The sequence below is a fragment of the Vibrio sp. 1F279 genome (assembly GCF_041439815.1).
GTDB classification, from domain to species: domain Bacteria; phylum Pseudomonadota; class Gammaproteobacteria; order Enterobacterales; family Vibrionaceae; genus Vibrio; species Vibrio tasmaniensis_A.
On sequence record NZ_JBGOOU010000001.1, the window covers coordinates 1 to 19,605 of the forward strand.

Annotated in this window: 15 protein-coding genes; 12 read left to right on the forward strand and 3 right to left on the reverse strand. The window is 43.2% G+C overall.

Translation table 11 applies throughout. From position 1 onward, the window contains the following. Positions 1–145: 145 nt before the first annotated feature. The 4 genes from ACED60_RS00005 to ACED60_RS00020 are packed head-to-tail and all read left to right on the forward strand — an operon-like array spanning position 146 to position 4,059. Entirely contained in the window at positions 146–1,267 is a 1,122-nt protein-coding gene (locus ACED60_RS00005; protein WP_017096363.1) for an HlyD family secretion protein, read from the forward strand. Next, positions 1,257–2,276, forward strand: a complete 1,020-nt coding sequence (locus ACED60_RS00010) for a DUF2955 domain-containing protein (protein WP_371726597.1) — start codon at positions 1,257–1,259, stop codon at positions 2,274–2,276. Before ACED60_RS00005 ends, ACED60_RS00010 begins: the two co-directional genes overlap by 11 nt. Before the next feature lie 22 nt (positions 2,277–2,298). Further along, positions 2,299–3,399 carry an AI-2E family transporter gene (locus ACED60_RS00015; RefSeq protein ID WP_017096361.1) on the forward strand — a complete coding sequence of 367 codons (1,101 nt, stop codon included), beginning with the start codon at positions 2,299–2,301 and terminating at the stop codon, positions 3,397–3,399. Next, complete coding sequence (locus tag ACED60_RS00020) at positions 3,400–4,059, forward strand: potassium channel family protein (protein WP_017101524.1); 660 nt, start codon at positions 3,400–3,402, stop codon at positions 4,057–4,059. It begins immediately after the preceding gene. A gap of 121 nt (positions 4,060–4,180) precedes the next feature. Here ACED60_RS00020 and ACED60_RS00025 read toward each other — a convergent pair whose 3' ends face one another. Then, positions 4,181–4,720 carry a DUF3332 family protein gene (locus ACED60_RS00025; protein WP_371726598.1) on the reverse strand — a complete coding sequence of 180 codons (540 nt, stop codon included), beginning with the start codon at positions 4,718–4,720 and terminating at the stop codon, positions 4,181–4,183. A gap of 237 nt (positions 4,721–4,957) precedes the next feature. On the opposite strand from ACED60_RS00025, the gene ACED60_RS00030 reads away from it, so the two are divergent. Beyond that, positions 4,958–5,551: a hypothetical protein gene (locus tag ACED60_RS00030; protein ID WP_102250288.1), complete on the forward strand. Its 594-nt coding sequence runs from the start codon at positions 4,958–4,960 to the stop codon at positions 5,549–5,551. Between the two features lie 230 nt (positions 5,552–5,781). Here ACED60_RS00030 and ACED60_RS00035 read toward each other — a convergent pair whose 3' ends face one another. Next, positions 5,782–5,991, reverse strand: coding sequence for a hypothetical protein (locus tag ACED60_RS00035; protein WP_004731601.1), 210 nt, complete (start codon positions 5,989–5,991; stop codon positions 5,782–5,784). 948 nt (positions 5,992–6,939) lie between these two features. On the opposite strand from ACED60_RS00035, the gene ACED60_RS00040 reads away from it, so the two are divergent. The 6 genes from ACED60_RS00040 (at position 6,940) to ACED60_RS00065 (ending at position 16,953) form a co-directional block, all read left to right on the forward strand. Next, positions 6,940–7,872 (forward strand): siderophore ABC transporter substrate-binding protein, encoded by a 933-nt coding sequence (locus ACED60_RS00040; RefSeq protein WP_029223728.1) that lies wholly within the window; start codon positions 6,940–6,942, stop codon positions 7,870–7,872. A 99-nt stretch (positions 7,873–7,971) separates the two neighbouring features. After that, positions 7,972–8,925 carry an ABC transporter permease gene (locus ACED60_RS00045; RefSeq protein WP_371726599.1) on the forward strand — a complete coding sequence of 318 codons (954 nt, stop codon included), beginning with the start codon at positions 7,972–7,974 and terminating at the stop codon, positions 8,923–8,925. Then, positions 8,918–9,868: an iron chelate uptake ABC transporter family permease subunit gene (locus ACED60_RS00050; protein WP_012600923.1), complete on the forward strand. Its 951-nt coding sequence runs from the start codon at positions 8,918–8,920 to the stop codon at positions 9,866–9,868. Before ACED60_RS00045 ends, ACED60_RS00050 begins: the two co-directional genes overlap by 8 nt. A 12-nt stretch (positions 9,869–9,880) precedes the next feature. Then, positions 9,881–10,645: an ABC transporter ATP-binding protein gene (locus ACED60_RS00055; RefSeq protein ID WP_102257601.1), complete on the forward strand. Its 765-nt coding sequence runs from the start codon at positions 9,881–9,883 to the stop codon at positions 10,643–10,645. A gap of 319 nt (positions 10,646–10,964) precedes the next feature. Beyond that, positions 10,965–11,990, forward strand: coding sequence for a two-component system response regulator (locus ACED60_RS00060; protein WP_135382031.1), 1,026 nt, complete (start codon positions 10,965–10,967; stop codon positions 11,988–11,990). Continuing rightward, positions 11,983–16,953, forward strand: coding sequence for an ATP-binding protein (locus tag ACED60_RS00065; RefSeq protein ID WP_371726600.1), 4,971 nt, complete (start codon positions 11,983–11,985; stop codon positions 16,951–16,953). The genes ACED60_RS00060 and ACED60_RS00065 overlap by 8 nt, the downstream gene beginning before the upstream one ends. A gap of 94 nt (positions 16,954–17,047) precedes the next feature. Here ACED60_RS00065 and ACED60_RS00070 read toward each other — a convergent pair whose 3' ends face one another. Continuing rightward, positions 17,048–17,938, reverse strand: coding sequence for a LysR family transcriptional regulator (locus ACED60_RS00070; protein WP_371726601.1), 891 nt, complete (start codon positions 17,936–17,938; stop codon positions 17,048–17,050). A gap of 292 nt (positions 17,939–18,230) precedes the next feature. Here ACED60_RS00070 and ACED60_RS00075 point away from each other — a divergent pair, with 292 nt between their 5' ends. Continuing rightward, on the forward strand, positions 18,231–19,406 hold the full coding sequence (locus ACED60_RS00075; protein ID WP_371726602.1) for an MFS transporter: 1,176 nt from the start codon (positions 18,231–18,233) through the stop codon (positions 19,404–19,406). Positions 19,407–19,605 lie beyond the last annotated feature (199 nt).

The window sequence follows — 19,605 nt, forward strand, 5'->3', positions numbered from 1 at the left end:
AATAAATGATAATTTTCAGGTGCTCAACTGCGCATCTTCAAGTTAACTGGGTATAAATCTAACCCTATTTACTTGAGTTTTCCATTGCTGGGTTTATTTTTAAAGTATTAATTTTGTTGATGTTAGTTATCTAGAAGGGAGCCCCATGTCAGAAGCCAAAGGGAATAAGCAAGAAGCCAATGAAGAAGTTGGCCAGCAAGAAAATGGAAAAGACAAAGTAAGAAAGGTCACAAACTACCTATTGTTGTTTGTTGCATTCATGTTGCTCTTCAGTGTCATTTCAGACCGCATCATCCCTATAACTGATAATGCTCGTGTAAAAGGTTATATCGTTCCAATCAAGCCTGAGGTGTCGGGTAAAGTGCTCGATATACTGGTTCAACCAAACCAACTGGTTAATCAAGGTGACAAGTTAGCCATTTTAGATGAGTCTGATTACAAAATTGCAGTACAACAAGCCGAGCAAAATTTAGAGATTGCAGGCCAAAATGTCGGTGCTCAAACCGCGAGTATTGCTTCAGCGCAAGCGAAACTCACTTCAGCGATTGTTGAAAGACAAAACACCAAACTACAAGCCAAGCGTGTTTTAGAGATGGCAGACAAAGGTGTGGTTTCTAAATCAGATGCAGATAAAGCGCGAGCAGCATTAGCGACCTCTCGAGCAGCTGTTGTGAATGCAGAGGCTGATCTTGAAGGTGCGAAGCAACAAATGGGTAAAGAGGGACAAGAAAACAGTCAAGTGAAAGCGGCGTTGCTGGCACTTGAACAAGCTCAATTGAACCTAGAGCGCACCGTGATAACCGCGCCGACACAAGGTGGTGTTTCTAACTTTAGCCTGTCTGAAGGGTTTTATGCATCGGCAGGGCAAGCAATCATGACCTTTGTTTCAACCGAAGATATTTGGATTGAAGCTTATTATCGAGAGAACAGCCTAGGTAATGTAACGGTCGGTGATGAAGTTGAAGTGGCGTTAGACTTCGCACCGGGCAAAGTGGTAAAAGGGCGCGTAAGTAGCATCGATTGGGGTGTTGATTGGGGGCAAAATGATCAAGCAGGTAAGCTTGCGCAAGCTAGCCAACAAACGGGTTGGTTGCGCCAAACACAGATGCTTCCTATCACCATTGAATTTGATAATGAAGAAGTGACAGGCATGCTCCGAGTGGGTGGCCAAGCGGATGTGATTGTTTATAGCGGCGATAACTTTGTGTTCAACGCGATAGGCAAAGTATGGATTCGTCTGATTAGCGTATTGTCTTATGTCCGATAAGCCGATTCCTGACCAACAAACACAGCAACGTATCCTGCGATTTACTGTCGGGGTCACGTTGGCTGTTTTCTTGGCGGCGTGGATAAACTGGCCACTTGCGTTTGTGGCGCCAGTGTTCACTGCTAAGTTCTTAATTGATAAATCAAACCTCCATAAGGAAACGGTCTACGAATTGCTCTTGGCCGTTGTGGTGACGATGGGGTTAGGTTTATTGCTGTCGCGAGGAATTACCCATTACCCAATTCCATTGCTGATTTTGGTGGGGTTAATGATGCTGTGGGGTTACTACTTGTTTGTCGACCCAAAATGGAACCTGTTCGCCACCATACTGTTGATTGCGGTCTTGATGTTGCCATTCATGGCGATTGATAACCCTGGCGTTTCAGTCATGCTGGCCTCTGGCTTAGCGACCTCTGGTGTGGTTTCAGTCATGCTTTTTGCGTTAGTGCATGTGTTTTTCCCTGAGCCTAAATCGGAGTTCTCTGGCTTTGCGTCGGTACCTTTCAATAAGACAGAGCGCTGGTATGCGGCTTTCCGTGCGATGATTATCTCTTATCCCGTTGTGTGCTTTTTCTTTATTTTTCAGATATCTGAAGCATTGTTAACTATGATGTTTATTGCGTTGTTATCGTTAATGATCACTTCAGAAAAATCAGTCAAATTAAGTGCATTTCTGGTGATCAGCAATGGCATTGGTGGCTTGCTTGCGATAGCGGCTTTTTCAATCCTTTCGATTGTTCCGAATATTATCTTCTACTCTTTATTCATAGGCTTGGTCGCTATTGTGATTGCTAAGAAGATCTACACGGTTCCCGAAAAAGCACCGATTTTCGCCACTGCATTTAGTACCTTGCTAGTACTTGTCGGTAGCACATTGATGAGCTCCGGCGATATCGATAGCAACACTTTTATTCGCATATTCCAATTATTGCTAATTGGCATATATATGATTTTGGCCTCTTTATTCCTAGAAACTCGGAATTGGAAGTTTCTACAAAATCAGCATTAATTTTGTCTAACAAGGACGTCTCATGAAGTTAACCGACGATTTTTCAAAACAGGCGATAGACGCTGCCATCAAAATTGCAGCGATTGCTATGCTCGTCTACTGGTGTTTTGCGATTTTACGCCCATTCATTCTATTGGTTATTTGGGGGGCGATCATTGCGACTGCGCTCTATCCAGTTGCTGTCGCGATTTCAAATAAGACGGGAATGTCGAAAGGAAAAGCCAGCGCATTACTGAGCTTTATCGGAGTACTGTTACTGCTCATTCCTTTAGTTGCGCTCTCTTCCGGTATTTACACCAGTGCTTCGGACCTAATGACAGGGCTACAGGACGGAACCCTGTCTCTGCCGAAACCCAAAGAGTCTTTACAAGATATTCCATTCATTGGGGAGAAGGTATATTCAACCTTGGTAGCTGCCTCCAATAATATTGAAGGTACGTTCATAAAGTATGCTGACGAACTGAAACAGTTTGCGACTAAAGCTGCTTCTGTTTTAGGCTCTCTCGGCGGTGGGTTTATTCAGTTTATTATTTCTACCATCATTGCTGGCGCATTTATGAGTAACGCCGATAAGTGCCAAACGGGGGTCACTCACTTAGTGGCTCGCCTAACCGATGGTAAAGGTGAAGAGTTGGTACAGTTATCTAAATCAACGGTACGTAGTGTCGTGCAGGGTGTGATAGGTGTTGCTGTGATTCAATCCATTATGTCAGCAATTGGTTTAGTGATTGCAGGCGTTCCTGCGGCTGCGTTTTGGGCATTAGCTGTTCTGCTCATTGCAATTATTCAACTTCCGCCGATTCTTGCTTTATTGCCTGCAATTATTTACATGTTCAGTGTTGAATCGACGCTAGCGGCGAGCCTGTTCTTAGTGTGGTGTATTTTGGTCAGTGGCAGTGACGCTATTTTGAAACCGATGCTATTGAGCCGCGGCTCTCATATCCCAATGTTGGTTATTCTACTGGGTGCGTTGGGCGGAATGGCGATGTCAGGAATCGTTGGTCTGTTTGTTGGTGCTGTGATACTGAGTTTAAGCTATGAGCTGATGATGGCATGGCTTGGACTTGAAGAGAAAAACCAAGAAGAAACTGAGAAAAAACCAGCAGAGGCAGAGGAAAAATAGATGAAGCCAGTCTCTAAAGACGACAACTTCTACTTCTTATTCTATGCACTGTTGGTGTTGTTTTTTGGTTGCGCGGTGATGCAGCAGTTTTATCCGCAAGGTCAAAAGACCATTCTGTTTTTGATCATTATTACTTTGGCTGTTTCGATAGTGGGAATACATAAAGAGCGAGCCTTGTATCGCTCTTGGTATGGTCTGCTATTGATAACCGCTACGGTGTCGGGGGTATTCTCGTTTTTGGAGGACTATAACCTTTCGATAGTGACGTTAACGGCATTGGCGGTGTTTCTGTTCTCACATATTTATTCCGCTCTCAAACAGGTAATGAAAGCAAAGACGGTGACGCCCAATCACATTATTGGTTCTATCTGTATTTACTTGTTGTTAGGGTTCGCTTGGTCGACTATCTACTTGTTGATTTTAGAAATCTTCCCTAATGCATTTAACGGGTTAGAAGAGCAAATCTGGCTGACCAACTTGTTCAATGCGATGTACTTTAGCTTTATCACCTTGACCACGGTTGGCTATGGCGACATATCACCGGCTTTGCCTATTGCTCAATTCTTTGTGTTCATGGAGTCCATTATCGGCAGTTTCTATTTAGCCATCATGGTCGCGAGCTTGGTGAGCATTCGACTTGCACAGTCTCAGTCCCAATAGATCATTTACAAATAATAGAACACATACAAAGAAGCCCAGCAGTAGCCGGGCTTCTTTTTTGCTTTACGCGTTTCAAAGTCAAACGAAGCTTTCAGGTTGAACTCCCTATGAGCTACGAATCTTAAGCTTCAGAGCTTTGAATCTTCTCTAATTCAGCGATGGTCGTTTGCGATACAAGCTGACCATCCATGTAATAGGTAACGTTTTGACCGTTTTTGATGCCCGTTAGAGTCGCGGTTTCACCAGACGTATAGACGATGTCCATTTGAATCGTGTTTTCGTCGATCTTAATCATCTCACCTGTCTCAATGGCACGATTGTTTGAAATCGGTCCTACAGGCGCTTCTTTCAAGCTTGGGTCTAGCTCATCGTTCACTTTGAAGTGGGTATCTGTTTTTGTATCAAATACGTGCGGTGCGCCGCTGATAGGGTTTTTCCCTGTCCAGAATTCAAGCGAGTTGAATACCACATAGTCTGCTGCGGTAGTAATACCGTATACAGGCGCCAATAAGAAGTTTACACCTGCACGAGCATAGCGGTTATCGACAACTTCAACGTTAAATTTCATCACTTTCCCTGTTACGGCGTTGCTGCCGATACAACCAGTTAGCGCAGAAGCCAAAACCGTTAGTCCTACAATTTTAAGTGCAATCTTTTTCATTTTAGTACCTGTATAAGTTAGAAGTCTGTTTTGTTGGAACAGGTGTAGTATGGGTTTTAATCGATGACCAGTTTTACCATTTAACGCCATATGGATTAATAAGTAGCCAAAAGATAACGTATTGAGAGAATTTAAGTACGCACCTAGATATAACCTATCAAGTTACCGAAAAAACGAGGTTATATAGTGGTATGATCGCGGGCTCAGCACCATAAGTGATAAAGAATAGGAAACAGAATGACTCACCTTACAGAGCAGCAAGAAGCTGCAATGGCGACGTTTAAGGAAAACTTACACCTTCCAAACGGTGGTTTTCATAAACTGATTATCGAGCTAAGTAAGGAATATCAGCTGCCTTTTCAAAAGGTGCGTGCGGTTTTAAAGAAAGCTCAAAAAGGTGTTGAACGACAGATACGAGAAGACTTTAACAGTGTTGATGGCACAGTACTGAGCCAAGAGAATTGGGTGAACATTATTAAGTCGAAGCTTGTTGAGTTAGCGGAAGAAAACCAAACGGTGATGGATAAGCTGCAACAAAACCTGAAGTATCAAAAAGTGTTGTCGGCAACCGAAGGTTCAATCGCAAGTGAAGACGAACGTGACGAGTTGATTGAAGAGTTGATTCAAGCTTATGAGAAAGAGGTGTTCAAACCTTTACTGGCGATGCTGCATACAACAAAGCTGTATTGGAAGTTAATGCTGGTGGATGAGACATGTAAGATGAATGAGGAGAATCGTGAGAAATTCAGCGATTACCCTCAACACATGCAAGCTGCAGAACACTTATATACTCTTGATCAAAAGTTAAGGTCGATGCCGTTAACTTATTAGTCCATGAATGCAATGATAATGACTCATTGGTGATTCAGAGTTTGATATAAGTTGGTTTCAATAGAAGCACGATAACCTAGCTAGCGTTAGCCGCGTGTGAAATGCAAAAAGGACTAGGTTTCTGATCTGTTTTACTTCTACTCTATTTTGTTCTGCTAGAGCGAATTGAGGGTGACATCTTTTACATCTTTGGGACTAGATGGTGTTTCTTTTGTAGCCTATGGGAAATGCTATAGGAGTGTGAAATGTCCTAGGGTGTTTCCGTTGCCTGAAACGATAGTTCCGATGCTTTCTCGTTCATTAAATTCAAAGTCGATGAGATAACTGTGATGTTGTAGCTTGGGCAATATGTGGCGGTGGAGTATATCGCTATTGAGCTGTCGAATCTCGGTGACCCATGAAATCTCTTCTTTGTGTAAGTCTATTTTAATCTTGAGCATTTATTACCTTTTAGTTTATTGACTGTTTTTTCGCGTGATAGTTGGTACCAATGGGTTTGTCGTGTTGTTCTGCGTGACATAACTGTGCCTTGTGTTTATTACATTTGTATTTAAGTGATCGATCTATTCTGACTTCGCTGATAAAAGAGCGAATGACGAGAGATCGGTAGTAGGATCGAATTTAAAAGCTATTGAATGACTATCTGGGTGAAAGCTGACGCAGAGATGGTGTAACGAGGGAATCGAGAACTGTCTATGTGGAACTTGGACTTACTTTAGCATTAACAGCTCTATAGATTAGAGCCAGGTGGCGAACTATACGCCTAGTTTTTTAAATTACAACCCTATTTCTAATTAAATTTAAAAATATTTTTGAATGATTTGCCGTCGCTTATTGATAGTTAAATGAACGAAGGACAGGGGATTGACCAAGGTATCTGACTGAGGCTCTGTTTTGCACCGCTTCGTATTCTTTGTCATTGGTGGTTTTAATTGAGGTATTAATTTAGTGGTGGTTAAGCGTCTGTTATACTTGGTATTTACATTGTAAATTACAATTTGTGACTCTGAGGTTTAGCGTTGTAATTAGGAGGTTTAGCGTTGTAATTACAGGGTTTTCGGACATTTTCCCCCATCAGGTTTTTTCTTCAGATTGATGATCATTTTCCTCTTCGCGCTTTTTGCTATTTTTGATTCCTAATATATCTCCCGACTACGCAAAACATGAATACTCACTTTTACATTTCTGAATAATAAAGTTGTTGTGTCGCTAATTTAACGCAAATATAATTGATAATAGTTCTCACTTGCGTTACAGGTTTGTTGTCAAAGCAATGACAGACTTTAAATTATCGTTATTTAGCCGTTGTGTACGCCCCATGCTCATCTATGAGTAATGTGACTTTTATTGTCATGAGTGGTGGTTTGTATCCTTGGCAAAGGAGACACATGAAGAAAACAATCAATTCAGTTCGTCAGTTATTGGGTGGGCTTGCTATCGCTCTTGCATCATCATTGATAATGACCGCTCAAGCGGAAACAATCACTATTGAACACGTAAAGGGCACGGTGCAGTTTACCGAAGTACCACAGCGCGTTGTAGTACTTGGCTTTGGTAGCTTAGATGTGCTTGATCAGATTGGTATACAGCCAGTTGGCGCGCCTCACAGCCTAATGCCTGACTATCTAGCTTCGTACAAAGATACGACGGCAAATACGGGCTCATTGAGTGAACCTGATTTTGAAGCTATCTACATGCTGAAGCCTGACATCATCATTGCCGAAAACCGTATGCTTAAGGTTTACGATCAACTAGCAAAAATAGCTCCGACCATCATGTTCTCTATTGAAGGTGACAAATACTGGGCTGATGCTCAGCAAAACTGGCGCGCGCTAGGCAAGCTCTTCGGTAAGCAAGCTAAAGTAGAAGCGCTCATTAAAGAGACTCAAGCGTCTATCACGGCGGTTAACGACAAAGTCGCGTCTGACGAAACGTCAGCAATGATGCTAATGAACAACGGCAACAACATTGCGATGTTCAATAAGGGCAGTCGCTTCTCAATCATCTTTGATGACTTTGGCTTTGTGGAGTCAAAGAGTGCGACAGTGGCTCCGATTAAAGGGAATCACGGCAATCTAATCTCGTTTGAATATATTGCTGACGCAAAACCTGAAGTGCTTTACGTGCTTGACCGCGAAAAAGCGATCGGTAAGTCAGAAGGGCGCGCACAACAGCTGTTTGACAACCCACTGGTTGCAGCAACACCTGCAGCGCAGCAAGGCAACATCGTTTACCTTGATTCAAGTGCTTGGTATCTGGTAGGTGGCGGCGTAACAGCGATTCACAGAATGTTGGGTGACATTGAACGTACGATTCAATAGTTACTAGTCATCAGATTCTCGGGCTTATAAGAGTGTTCTTATAAGCCCTTTTTCACTTTTTTATACGGTCTCCCCGATCCTACCTTTAGTATTACTTCTATGTTAAAACCCATTGCAGCTGCTGTATTTCTTGTTGTGTTATGCGTTGCGTCATTAATGATTGGAGTCGCTGAGATCAGTTTTAGCGATTTTTTCAATGGCAACCAACACGCCAACTCTATTTATGTTGTTAGTCGGATCCCTCGACTGTTCGCGATTGTGCTTGCCGGTGCTGGCTTGAGTGTTGCTGGCTTGATAATGCAACAGATTGTTCAGAATAAGTTTGCTGCACCTTCTACGATGGGCACGATTGATTGCGCCATGTTGGGGTACATCGTCGGTATTCTGGTGCTGGGTAATGCCGCTCAATGGAGCTACTTAGGCTTTATCTTTGCGTTTGCGGTGTTAGGCACCATGCTATTGGTCCGCTTTCTACAACACTTGAAGTTCAAGAATGCGGTGTTGGTACCTTTGATTGGCATCATGTATGGCAACGTTATTTCCTCTCTAACAACCTTTATCGCTTACAAATACGATTTAGTACAAACCATGTCAGCTTGGACGATGGCGAACTTTGCGAGTGTATTGCAAGGCAGCTATGAAATCCTTTACCTCGCGGTTCCTGCATCTGTGTTGGCTTATTACTTTGCGAGTCAGTTCAGTGCGGCAAGTATTGGTGAAAGCTTCGCAAAAAACATTGGCCTCAATTATCAGAAGATCGTCTTCATTGGTGTGGCATTGGTTGCTATCTGCGCCTCTTCTGTAGTGATGATCGTCGGTGTTATCCCATTCCTTGGCCTTATCGTGCCGAATATCGTGTCGCTGATGATGGGCGATAACATGAAGAAGATTCTGCCTTGGACAGCCTATTGGGGCGTGATCTTGGTATTGGTTTGTGACTTGTTAGCTCGAATCGTCATCTTCCCTTATGAGATACCAATCTCGATGGTAATCAGCATCTTTGGTGGCTTGATTTTTATCTACCTAATCATGAGAGACAAGTCGAATGCGTGATTCAGTAAAAATTGCGATTCTGGCTATCGCGTCTTTGGGGATGGCGGCAGTATTTGTGGGGCAAGGACTTACGTGGGATAACTACGAGTTCTTCTTATCTTTGCGACTACCAAAACTGCTGTCGATTGTGTTGGCGGCGGTGGCGATCTCTGCATCGTCATTGGTGTTCCAAACCATCACTAATAATCGAATTCTAACCCCATCCATCTTGGGCTTTGACAGTCTGTATATGCTGGTTCAAACGGTGCTTCTGTTTGTGTTTGGCAGTACCAGTTTCTGGGTGATTGATTCAATCGCAAACTTTTCATTGTCTGTGACTGTGATGATCTTGTTCTCGTTTGCGCTGTTCCATTTTTACTTCAAGAGCAAGCGAAACAACGTATTTACACTGTTGTTGATTGGTATTGTGTGCGGCAGCGTATTCTCAAGCTTGGCTAACTTCCTTGCGATGTTGATTGACCCGAACGAGTTTGCCGTGCTGCAAAATGTGATGTTCGCGAGCTTCAATAACGTGAAAGGTGAACTGGTTTACCTCAGCCTTATTCCACTGGGTTTGAGCTTGCTTGGCCTGTGGTTGTTGGCTCCCAAGCTTGATGTGCTTTGGCTTGGTGTTGATAACGCGACAAGCTTGGGCGTTAACACCAAGCGATTGACTCAGATTACCTTAGTGATTGTGTCAGTGATGGTCGCAGTATCGACGGCTTTGGTTGGCCCTGTGCTGTTCTTTGGTTTAATCACCGTGAGCTTAGCTCGTCAGATATTCAAATCTTATCAACATCGTGTGCTTATCATCGCGAGCAGTTTGTTAGCGGTCGTTCTATTGGTTTCAGGCCAATGGTTCATTGAAAAAGTAATGGCGTTTGAAACCACTGTGAGCGTGATCATTAACTTGGTCGGCGGTTTGTATTTTATGTTCTTGTTGTTACGCACCAGAATTCAGTAAAGGTAATAAGTAGTGATTAAATTAACAGGTTTGAGTAAGAAGTATGGCAAGACACTTGTGGTGGATGATGCCAGTGCCATGTTCCCTAAAGGGGAAGTGACTTCTATCATTGGCCCAAATGGTGCGGGTAAAAGTACTCTGCTTTCTATGGCGAGTCGCTTAACCGAAAGTGATGCGGGCGAGGTCGTTATTGGCGATAAATTACTGGCTGAATGGGATACCAAAGAGCTTGCGAAGCACCTTGCTGTGTTAAGACAATCAAACAACATCAATATGCGATTTACGATTCGTGAGTTGGTCTGTTTTGGGCGTTTCCCACATTCTCAAGGTCGCTTGAAAGACGAAGATCATAAGATCGTCGATACGGCACTAGAGCACCTTGGCATTACCGATATCCAAAACAGATACCTTGATGAATTGAGTGGTGGTCAGCGTCAAATGGCGTTTATCGCGATGGTTGTGGCGCAAGATACGGATTATGTGTTCTTGGATGAGCCACTAAACAACCTAGATATTAAACACTCGGTTGAAATCATGCAGACGCTACGTCGCCTAGCGCATGAATTTAATAAGGCGGTGGTTATTGTGATTCACGACATCAACTTTGCTTCTTGTTACTCAGATAACATTGTCGCGATGAAGAGGGGCCAAGTAGTTAAGTCGGGCAAGGTCTCTGAAGTGGTTGAAAAGTCAGTGATGGAGTCGATCTACGAGATCCCATTTGAGATTCGTGAGTTCGATGGTGTTCGAATCTGTATGTATTATTCAGGTCGTTAGGTTATTGGTTCGCTAGGCTATTTGATTCTCTAATGACTTAAGTGAAAAGAGCTCCCAAGTGAGGAGCTCTTTTTGTTTTTGCCAGTTTGTATTTTGTTAATAAAAGGTCTGGATTCAAAAGTAATCTGTATAATTTCCTTTGTATTATAATGACTTAATCGACGTAACATTGACTGCTCATACTTCGACAAACATTGGTTTGATGTCACTCGAAGATCTACTCTTCATTTTCAATAAACAATTGCTATTTTTTCTGATTAACCTCTAAAAATCGTTCTACACTATATTTATAACTGTTTGATTTTTATACGAGGTATCAATGAGTCGTAAACCCATAGTGTTAGTCGTAGATGACACCCCAAGCAATTTGGATGTGTTGACTGCAATACTTAAAGATACCTATCAAGTCAAAGTAGCAATTAACGGTACCATTGGCATCAAGATAGCCAAGATGGTGCCTCAGCCAGACCTCATTCTCCTCGATATCATGATGCCTGATATTGACGGTTATGAAGTTTGCAGACAGCTCAAAGAACAGCCCAACACCGCGCATATCCCCATTATCTTCGTTACTGCCAAAATTGGACCTGAAGCCGAAGTAAAAGGGCTCTCCTTGGGGGCTGTAGATTACCTAACCAAACCGATAACCCCTGCTATTGCACTCCAGCGTGTGAAAACGCATATCGCACTTTATGACCAACAACGCGCGTTGTTTAGTCAGGTAAAAGAGAAAACTCAAGAGATCAATCTCGGTAAGCTAGAAACACTGAACATACTGGGTAGAGCTGCTGAATTTAAAGACAATGAAACAGGCATGCACGTTAAGCGTATGAGTCACTACTGTGAAGTGCTAGCTAAAGCCTTGGGAATGACTGACGAAGATGCCGAGACGTTGCGTGATGCAGCACCAATGCATGATATTGGCAAGATTGGCATTCCCGATAGTGTGCTGCTAAAGCCTGGTAAGTTGGATGCCGGTGAGTGGAATACCATGCAGAAACACGTCGAGTACGGTGTTGAAATTCTTGGTAGGCAGAGTGATTCCAAACTGATGCGTATGGCGATTCAGGTGGCGCAATATCATCATGAGAAATGGGATGGCAGCGGTTACCCAAACCAGATCGCGGGTGAAGAAATTCCTTTGGTAGGAAGAATCGCTGCGGTGGCTGATGTGTTTGATGCCCTGACAGCAGAGCGTCCTTATAAGAAGGCTTGGAGTGTCGATGAGGCACTGAGCTTGTTTGAAGAACAGAAAGGCAAACATTTTGATCCAACTATCGTTGATCTGTTCTTTCTTAAGTTGCCCGAGATTCTTGCGATTAAAGAGAAGTTTAGCGATGAGTGATGGCTTGATGTTGTCACTAAATCGTTTTGTATTATCTCTTATCATTGGCTTATTGGTTTGGTCACTAGTCATTCGCAGTGTAAACGCGGCTGAAGTGACCGATGCTAAGTTAAACCAGTGGTTGGAAAACCAACCGACCATCACATTTATTGCGCTTTCCGACCATTACCCGTACTCATTCATCGATGACGACGGGCTGGTTTCTGGGATCATCAAAGATTGGACATTGGATCTTGAACAGCGTTTTGGTGTCCATGTTCGGTTTATCACAGTTAACTCGCGCGTCGAGGCCAAAGCGGCGTTAGTCGATGGGCGAGGCGACGTGTTCCCATTCCAACAGTTCGACCCAAGTGAAGGTGGACGTTTTCTTGCAAGTGATCCCTATATTCCTTATCAGGTGGCTGTGATAGTCCCTATCGACAAAAAACTCGATGGAAATCTAGATCAAAATAATAAACGCCGCATTGCGATGGTAAATGAAAACATAGACTTGGAGCGTGCAGGAGTGAGGTTGAGCTCTATCGAAAGAGTCGATTTTGAGAATGTTATTGATGCGGTGCGTGCGTTAGGGTCTGGTGATGTTGAAGGCATGGTCGGTGAACCTATCACCACTATGGATCTTGCGAAAAAGATTGGCGTTCATGATCTAGCGGTCAACTATGTTTTGGAGCATTGGAAAAAGTTAGAAGCGTCGATGGTGATTCGAAATGACGAACCAGAGCTACTGACGCTAATCAACAAACAAATTGAAACTTTTGACGTTGCAAATAAGAACCAGATTTTATCAAAGTGGCTAGATACCTCTCCTTATCGAGTGCCACTAAAAGGCGTATTTGGCTTTGGTAACCCTCCGTATATGTATCCAGACAGCACCGCGGTCGGGCTAGAACACGACATTATTCAACGTGCCCTTAATGATATGGGGTATAAGCTGGGTGACGTTGTCACTCTCCCTCCTAGTGCCGCTAGAAAGGCCATCGACAACAATAATTCTATTGCCTTTGTTTCTGGCGTTCAGTTTGATGATCCTAATGCTCATTTCCTAAGTGATAAAGTTCTTAATGTTGAGTTTGTTCCTGTTTCACTGACTCGCCGCAAGCTCAAACTTGAGTCTCAGAACGACCTATCACTAGGGGCGTTATTGTTCGACGAGACCTCACCAATTAAAAAGTCTGTTGAAGTACTGAAGGGTAAGTTAGACATTGGTCGTGTCGAAGATTACGAAGGTCTTGAATCGGCATTCTCACAATTGAGGGCTCAAAATGTTGACCTGTTAATGGTTGAACGAAGAGTTCTGGAGTGGTTTATCACCAATACTCGTTTTATTGAAATGGCAGAGCTAACGTTACATGACGAGTATAAAGTTGAGTATCCGATCTATGTTGACTTTAAGAGTGAGGAAATCAGAGACAGCTTCAATGCCGCGATTAACAACCTTAAACAGGCCGATGACGGTTTAAGCCAAATTATCGAGATGCAGGTTCAGAATGATCTAAGCCAAGTGCTTAAAAAGGCGAATATCATAGCGCAAATATCCGCGTATTTTATCGTCAATGACCGCTTTGAAGAGTTAACCGAAGTTTTTGAAATTTTCGATACGGACAGTTCATTTCAGGTGATCACTGCACAGGCGGATAATAGTAATCGTCCAATCAAATCTTGGTACATCGGTAACCTAGTTGATGAATATGGAGAGAAGAAAAACACCTCTCACTTTTCATCAGTCACCAAGGTCGCAAATTATCGAACCAAAGGAGGGAGCACCAATTCTGGTTCGATGACTTTCTACTTTGATGTTCAGTCGTTAGAGCGGAACCATGTTTATTTTCCATCAGTCGAACAATTTAGTTCATTCGGAGATGCGGCGAAACGCTATATTGCGGATGTTTATCAAGCGAGTAATTTGACAGGAGAGATCTTAAATCTAAGCCAAAAAGAGAGGAAGTGGATCAAAGACAATCCGGATGTTCGGATAGGTATCGATCCAAATTCGTTGCCTTATGAGGCGGTATCCAATACCGGTGAATACATCGGTATGATTGACGATTACCTAACGCTCATTGAGCAGAAAACAGGGTTAAGTATCAACCATGTAGACGTTGCAAGTTGGTCTGAGACCCGAAGCTTGGTTGATCATCATGAAGTAGAACTGGTCTCCGCAGCACAAGAGAACCGTTCGTTAGGAGACAACGTCAAAGCAGTCAAGAGCCTGTTTTCAAGCCGTTTAGCTATTGCATCGAGACGAGACATAAGTAGCTTGGTGCTTGAGGAAGCTGAAGGATGGAAAATCGGTATCTTGAAGAACGCAGCAAATACCGATGCGATTGTCGGGAAATACCCGAATATTGAATGGGTGAAAGTAGAATCCACTGAAGATGGGCTTAACCGACTGGATGATGAAACCCTAGATGGCATGATCGATACTGTCGAAGTCCTAAACTACCTCATTGATTCATTTGGTCATCGTGAGGTCGGAATTATCGGACGACTTGATTTTTTCCTTTCTCCAACCTTACACGTCATTAAGTCTGAACCTTTGCTTTATTCCATTGTGAATAAGGCGATTGAGAGCATTTCTGCTGAAGAACGTCAAAAGATATCGGCGAAGTGGGCAGCGCCAAAAGCGATAGAAAGAGTTGACTATGAATTGGTTTATACCATTTCAGGTTTTGCTTTGGTGATCGTTTTACTTATCGTTTTCTGGAATCGAAAACTCTCGAAACAAATAAGCATTGCCAATGATGCAACAGAGGCGCTTAAGAAGGCTCAGGAGCAGCTCTACAATATGCTTAACAGCTCTCCTATCGCCGCGAGTGTTGTGTTTGAAGAGAAAGTTCGTTATGCCAACGATACTGCGAAACGGCTGTTTGGGGTTGAAGGTCTCGATCTTGATTCTATCGATGTAGCTTCTATTCATGACTCTTTATCCGTTCGGGATGATGTACATAAGGAGCTAATGCTCAATGGCAAGGTAGTAAACCGGGAGTTGGTGCTTAGAAAATCTGATGGAACCCGTTTCGTTGCGCTCGTCAGCTATTATTTGTTTGAGCTAGATGGCGAGATAGCCACGCTATTTTGGGCATTCGATATTTCAGAAATGAAGCGCCTTAATGAGCAATTAGAAGAAGAGAAACAGAGGGCCGATTTGGCGAGCCAAGCTAAATCGGAATTCTTAGCCAATATGAGCCATGAAATTAGAACGCCAATGAACGCTATTATTGGTTTGTCTTATCTGGCGATTGGCGAAATATCTAATCCGGTCGCTCGAAATTACATCGAGAAAGTGCACCGTTCGGGGCATTCACTGTTAAGCATCATTAATGACATCCTCGACTTCTCTAAGATAGAGGCGGGACAGCTTGTCATTGATAGCATCCCATTTGATCCCGTGACGACATTCCAAGATGTCATTGAGTTGATGGAACCCAAAGCGAATGAGAAGCAACTTGACTTGTCTATGTCGATAGATCCAGAGTTAAACACTCCGTTGATTGGTGACCCATTAAGGCTGTTCCAAGTAATACTTAACCTTGTTGGTAATGCGATTAAGTTTACGGAAACTGGTGGTGTCTCGCTAACTGTAGCCCTTGTTGAATCAGATGATAACAGTCTGACTATGAAGGTGATGGTGGCCGATACTGGCATAGGAATTTCTGATGAGAATCTACACAAGCTCTTTGAAGCATTTAGCCAAGCTGATAGTACAACCACGCGTCGATTCGGTGGCACAGGGTTAGGACTCAATATTAGCCAGAAATTGATTCGTGCAATGGGTGGCCAAATTAGTGTTGAGAGTGTTTTCGGGCAAGGCAGCGAGTTTTCGTTTGTTCTAACATTGCCAAGATCAAGCGTTGAAGAATTGGCAGAGTTTAAAGCCCAAGAGCTGCAACTGGATTACCAGATAGAGTTCAAAGGTCAAAGGGTATTGCTCGTTGAAGATAATGAGTTAAATCAAGATTTAGCTTTGGCATTCTTCACCCGATCTAATTTGAATGCCGACTTGGCAGAGAATGGAAAAGAGGCTCTGGAATTGGCTCAAAGCAATGAATATGAGATGATCTTTATGGACCTGCAAATGCCGATTATGGATGGTTTCGAAGCTACACGTTTGATTCGTGAGTTTGATAAAGATGTACCAATTATTGCGATGTCGGCCAATGTGTTTGCTGATGCGAAACAGCGAGCGCGAGAGGCTGGAGTCACGGACTTCTTGGATAAGCCCATTATCATCGATAAAGCCACCGCTTTGATTACGAAATACATCGTGCCGGAGGTTTTGGTTGAGGGTAAAGCGTCATCAGAGTCGCCTTTAGTTAGGATGCAAAATAGCAGCTCTAACAGTCCGACATTAAGCTCTGATACTCTGATGGTTCTCCCTGTTTTCTCATTGCCAAGGTTCGGTCAGCTGACTCATCATGATGTGAAGCTGCAAGACAAGATGCTTGGTAGATTCTGCCAAGGGGCGCCTGACATTATGTCGGATACCTTCGACAACCTAGTGCAAGATGAATGGGTGACGTTAGAGCGGAACCTACATACGTTAAAAAGCATGGCGGCTTCTATTGGCGGGTTGCAATTGGCTGAACAACTCGGTGGTCTTGAAAGCAAAGCGCATAACAAGGCGTGTGATGAGCAGGATCTTAAACAAGCTGAGCTTGGGTTAATCGAATTGATCAAAACGGTAGAGAGCAGCTTTGATGGCTCTGGTGCTCAAGGTGTTGAAACGGCATGTACTCAAGAAACTGAGGTGAGAAGCGCTGATGCATCGAATTCGCCTAATATCACTCAAGAGCAGCGTGCTAAGTTGTATTCGCTGTTGGATGCTTATGACAACGACGCAACTCAATATGTGACTGATTTACTGGCACAGTATCCACATTCTGCGGTTCTCAAAGATGTTCGAAGTGCGTTAGATCATTACGACTTTGAACGAGCCAAAGAGGGGCTCAGCGCTTCTGAGTAGCTGTCTTTTATTAATATCACTTCAACATTAAAGCCTTTAGCTCTTACAGCGAAATAACGAACTAGCTAAAGGCTTTAAATCTATCTATACCGAACTAACCACTCACGTTCTGTTTGATCAGTTCAACAACCGTATCGTATCGGTGCGGCAGTTTTCGGTTTCGTTTTTGAACCAAATACAGCGTTTCCTCAACTTCTACCTTTGGCGGCACAACGTGTAGCTTGTCTCTATCTGAGAAGTGTTCAACCGCGCCAGCCGGTAACACGGTAAAACCTAACCCTTTTGATACGGGTAGCAAGATCTGGTGAAGCTGATTGATGTAGCCAGATCTTGGTATCTCATTAACGTTAATGTTCGCGAGATCCTTGTCTCCACACAGGTCGAAATACAAAGACAGGTAGTGAGCGGAATCTGGGTGTGCAATTAGACCAATGTCATGAAGTACTTGTGGCGTTATCTCTAAATCAGCAAGGCTGTGATGGACAATAAGACACAGTGCTTCTTTGCCGATGACTTGGCTTTGGTAGTAACTGTCGTTCGGGGAATGCCTAACAATGCCGATATCGGTAGTGCCTTCGATTAGGTCGTTCAATATCTTTTTGTTCGGTGCCGCTTCTAGGTTGATGCTCAGGTCTTGATGTTGCTGCTGCAGTTCAAGAAGCTTGGGATACAGACGCAAAGAGAGTGAACCCGAACAGGATAGATGACATTGCCCAGAATAAGGATTGTCGAAACTCAGAGATTCGAATAAATCTTCTTGGTCTTTTTCCAGTTTAAGAGCGTAGCGATACATAATCCGACCTTGTTCGGTCAGTTCGAAACTCTTATTTTCTCTCGATAACAAGTCACAGTTACAAGCTTGCTCAAGCTTTTTGATGTGTTGGCTAACGCCAGGCTGTGTCATATACAGCTTTTCTGAAGTTTGGGTGAAATGACCAACTTCAACCAGAGTCTTAAATGTATTGAGCCAAAGTGGATTAATCATACTCACCTTTAAATGCTAACGCCTATGGATAAAAAGGCTTATAAGTAACAGAGCCTGTGAATAACAAAGCTTCTGAATAACACAAAATTATTATTATCTTAAGTAATGATAATTTCAACTCTAGAGCGTAAAGCAACGAAGATTAAAGCACCTTTGGCGGAATACACTTCGAAGTCGAGACTCGTGGCTCTTTAATTGAGTGCTTTGGTGAGTTCATTAAAAGTAACAAAGAGTTGCGACTTTGTTGATTTTTTGTTCTATTGACCAACTGTGCTCATATTTAGGAACGAAGATGAATAGAAATGTTTGGCTGCTCTCACTGTGTCAGGCTTTGTTGATGACGGGCAACATATTACTGATCTCAGTGATTGGCTTGATAGGCAAACAGATTGCCCCCAGTGTCAGCATGATTACTTTGCCTGTTGCGTTGCAGTTTTTAGGCTTAATGGCAGCCACCATTCCTGCATCTTTAATTTCAGGAAAATTAGGGAGAAAGCGAGGATTTAGCATTGGTAATGTGGTTGGCATTACAGGGGCTAGCCTTGCCACTTACGCACTGTCTCAGCAAAATTTCTATCTGTTTTGTTTCGCCACGTTCTTACTTGGGATAGGCATAGGTTTTGGCACGCTTTATCGCTTTGCTGCAATCGAGGTGTGTGATGAAAATGCCCGTCATCGAGCGATATCTATATCGATGGCTGGTGGCGTGTTGGCGGCGGTACTCGGGCCAAACTTGGCGATTATGTCTCAACAATGGTCAGCAGATGGCTTGTACATTGGTGCTTTTTCTTCTTTGATTGGGTTGAACATTCTTGCGTTACTCATTTTACAAACCATTCAGTTTCCTAAAGTCTCTTTTAATAGTCAGGCTCCCAAAGCCGATCCTTTAGGCGTAATCGTTAAAGCACCGAACTTTATTGGCGCTGTGTTTGCGGCCATGGTTGCTTACGCCGTGATGAACATTTTGATGACGGCAACACCATTGGCGATGATTGGTTGCGGATTCGATTTTACTAAAGCTGCTGGTGTGATTGAGTGGCACGTATTGGGTATGTTTGTGCCTGCATTCTTTACGGGTTCCCTCATCGAGAAGTTTGGTTCAAGAATGATGATCCTTGCAGGTGGCGTGTTATTTGTGGTGAGTATTGCCATCAATATCCATGGCGTGTCAATTTGGCACTTTAGAGCGGCTTTGGTTGTGCTTGGTGTGGGTTGGAACTTTATGTTCATCGCTGCAACAGGCTTATTTAGCCAGTCGTATCAAGCTCAAAATAAAGCCAAGGCACAAGCGTTCAATGAATTTGTTGTGTTTGGTTGTGTAACTGTCACGGCGCTACTGTCTGGTTGGTTGGAGTCAACAGTAGGTTGGCAAAACCTTAACGTTTACGTTTTACCATTCGTTTTGGCCGTAATTTTGTTGTTTGCATTCAGTGCGCGTAAATCACGCATTCAAAAGCAGCCCGTGTAATGGTTCATCGAATGGTGGTTCAGCAAGTTTTTTACTGTGACTAAACCCCTAGTATCTTAAATTGCGACCAATAAAAAGCCCTACCGAATCGGTAGGGCTTTCGCTTATGGCTTAAATAATGACGTTTTCTTAAAACTGCTGTCGTGGTTTATATCCTGTGACAACAGTACTTAAGCTTATTTTGTAAATCCTCATGATA

Coding starts and splice junctions, on each gene's coding strand:
- ACED60_RS00070 (WP_371726601.1), bottom strand. CDS start 17,938: ATGATTAATCCACTTTGGCTCAATACATTTAAGACTCTGGTTGAAGTT.
- ACED60_RS00010 (WP_371726597.1), top strand. CDS start 1,257: ATGTCCGATAAGCCGATTCCTGACCAACAAACACAGCAACGTATCCTG.
- ACED60_RS00045 (WP_371726599.1), top strand. CDS start 7,972: ATGTTAAAACCCATTGCAGCTGCTGTATTTCTTGTTGTGTTATGCGTT.
- ACED60_RS00075 (WP_371726602.1), top strand. CDS start 18,231: ATGAATAGAAATGTTTGGCTGCTCTCACTGTGTCAGGCTTTGTTGATG.
- ACED60_RS00005 (WP_017096363.1), top strand. CDS start 146: ATGTCAGAAGCCAAAGGGAATAAGCAAGAAGCCAATGAAGAAGTTGGC.
- ACED60_RS00050 (WP_012600923.1), top strand. CDS start 8,918: ATGCGTGATTCAGTAAAAATTGCGATTCTGGCTATCGCGTCTTTGGGG.
- ACED60_RS00030 (WP_102250288.1), top strand. CDS start 4,958: ATGACTCACCTTACAGAGCAGCAAGAAGCTGCAATGGCGACGTTTAAG.
- ACED60_RS00015 (WP_017096361.1), top strand. CDS start 2,299: ATGAAGTTAACCGACGATTTTTCAAAACAGGCGATAGACGCTGCCATC.
- ACED60_RS00040 (WP_029223728.1), top strand. CDS start 6,940: ATGAAGAAAACAATCAATTCAGTTCGTCAGTTATTGGGTGGGCTTGCT.
- ACED60_RS00025 (WP_371726598.1), bottom strand. CDS start 4,720: ATGAAAAAGATTGCACTTAAAATTGTAGGACTAACGGTTTTGGCTTCT.
- ACED60_RS00065 (WP_371726600.1), top strand. CDS start 11,983: ATGAGTGATGGCTTGATGTTGTCACTAAATCGTTTTGTATTATCTCTT.
- ACED60_RS00060 (WP_135382031.1), top strand. CDS start 10,965: ATGAGTCGTAAACCCATAGTGTTAGTCGTAGATGACACCCCAAGCAAT.
- ACED60_RS00020 (WP_017101524.1), top strand. CDS start 3,400: ATGAAGCCAGTCTCTAAAGACGACAACTTCTACTTCTTATTCTATGCA.
- ACED60_RS00035 (WP_004731601.1), bottom strand. CDS start 5,991: ATGCTCAAGATTAAAATAGACTTACACAAAGAAGAGATTTCATGGGTC.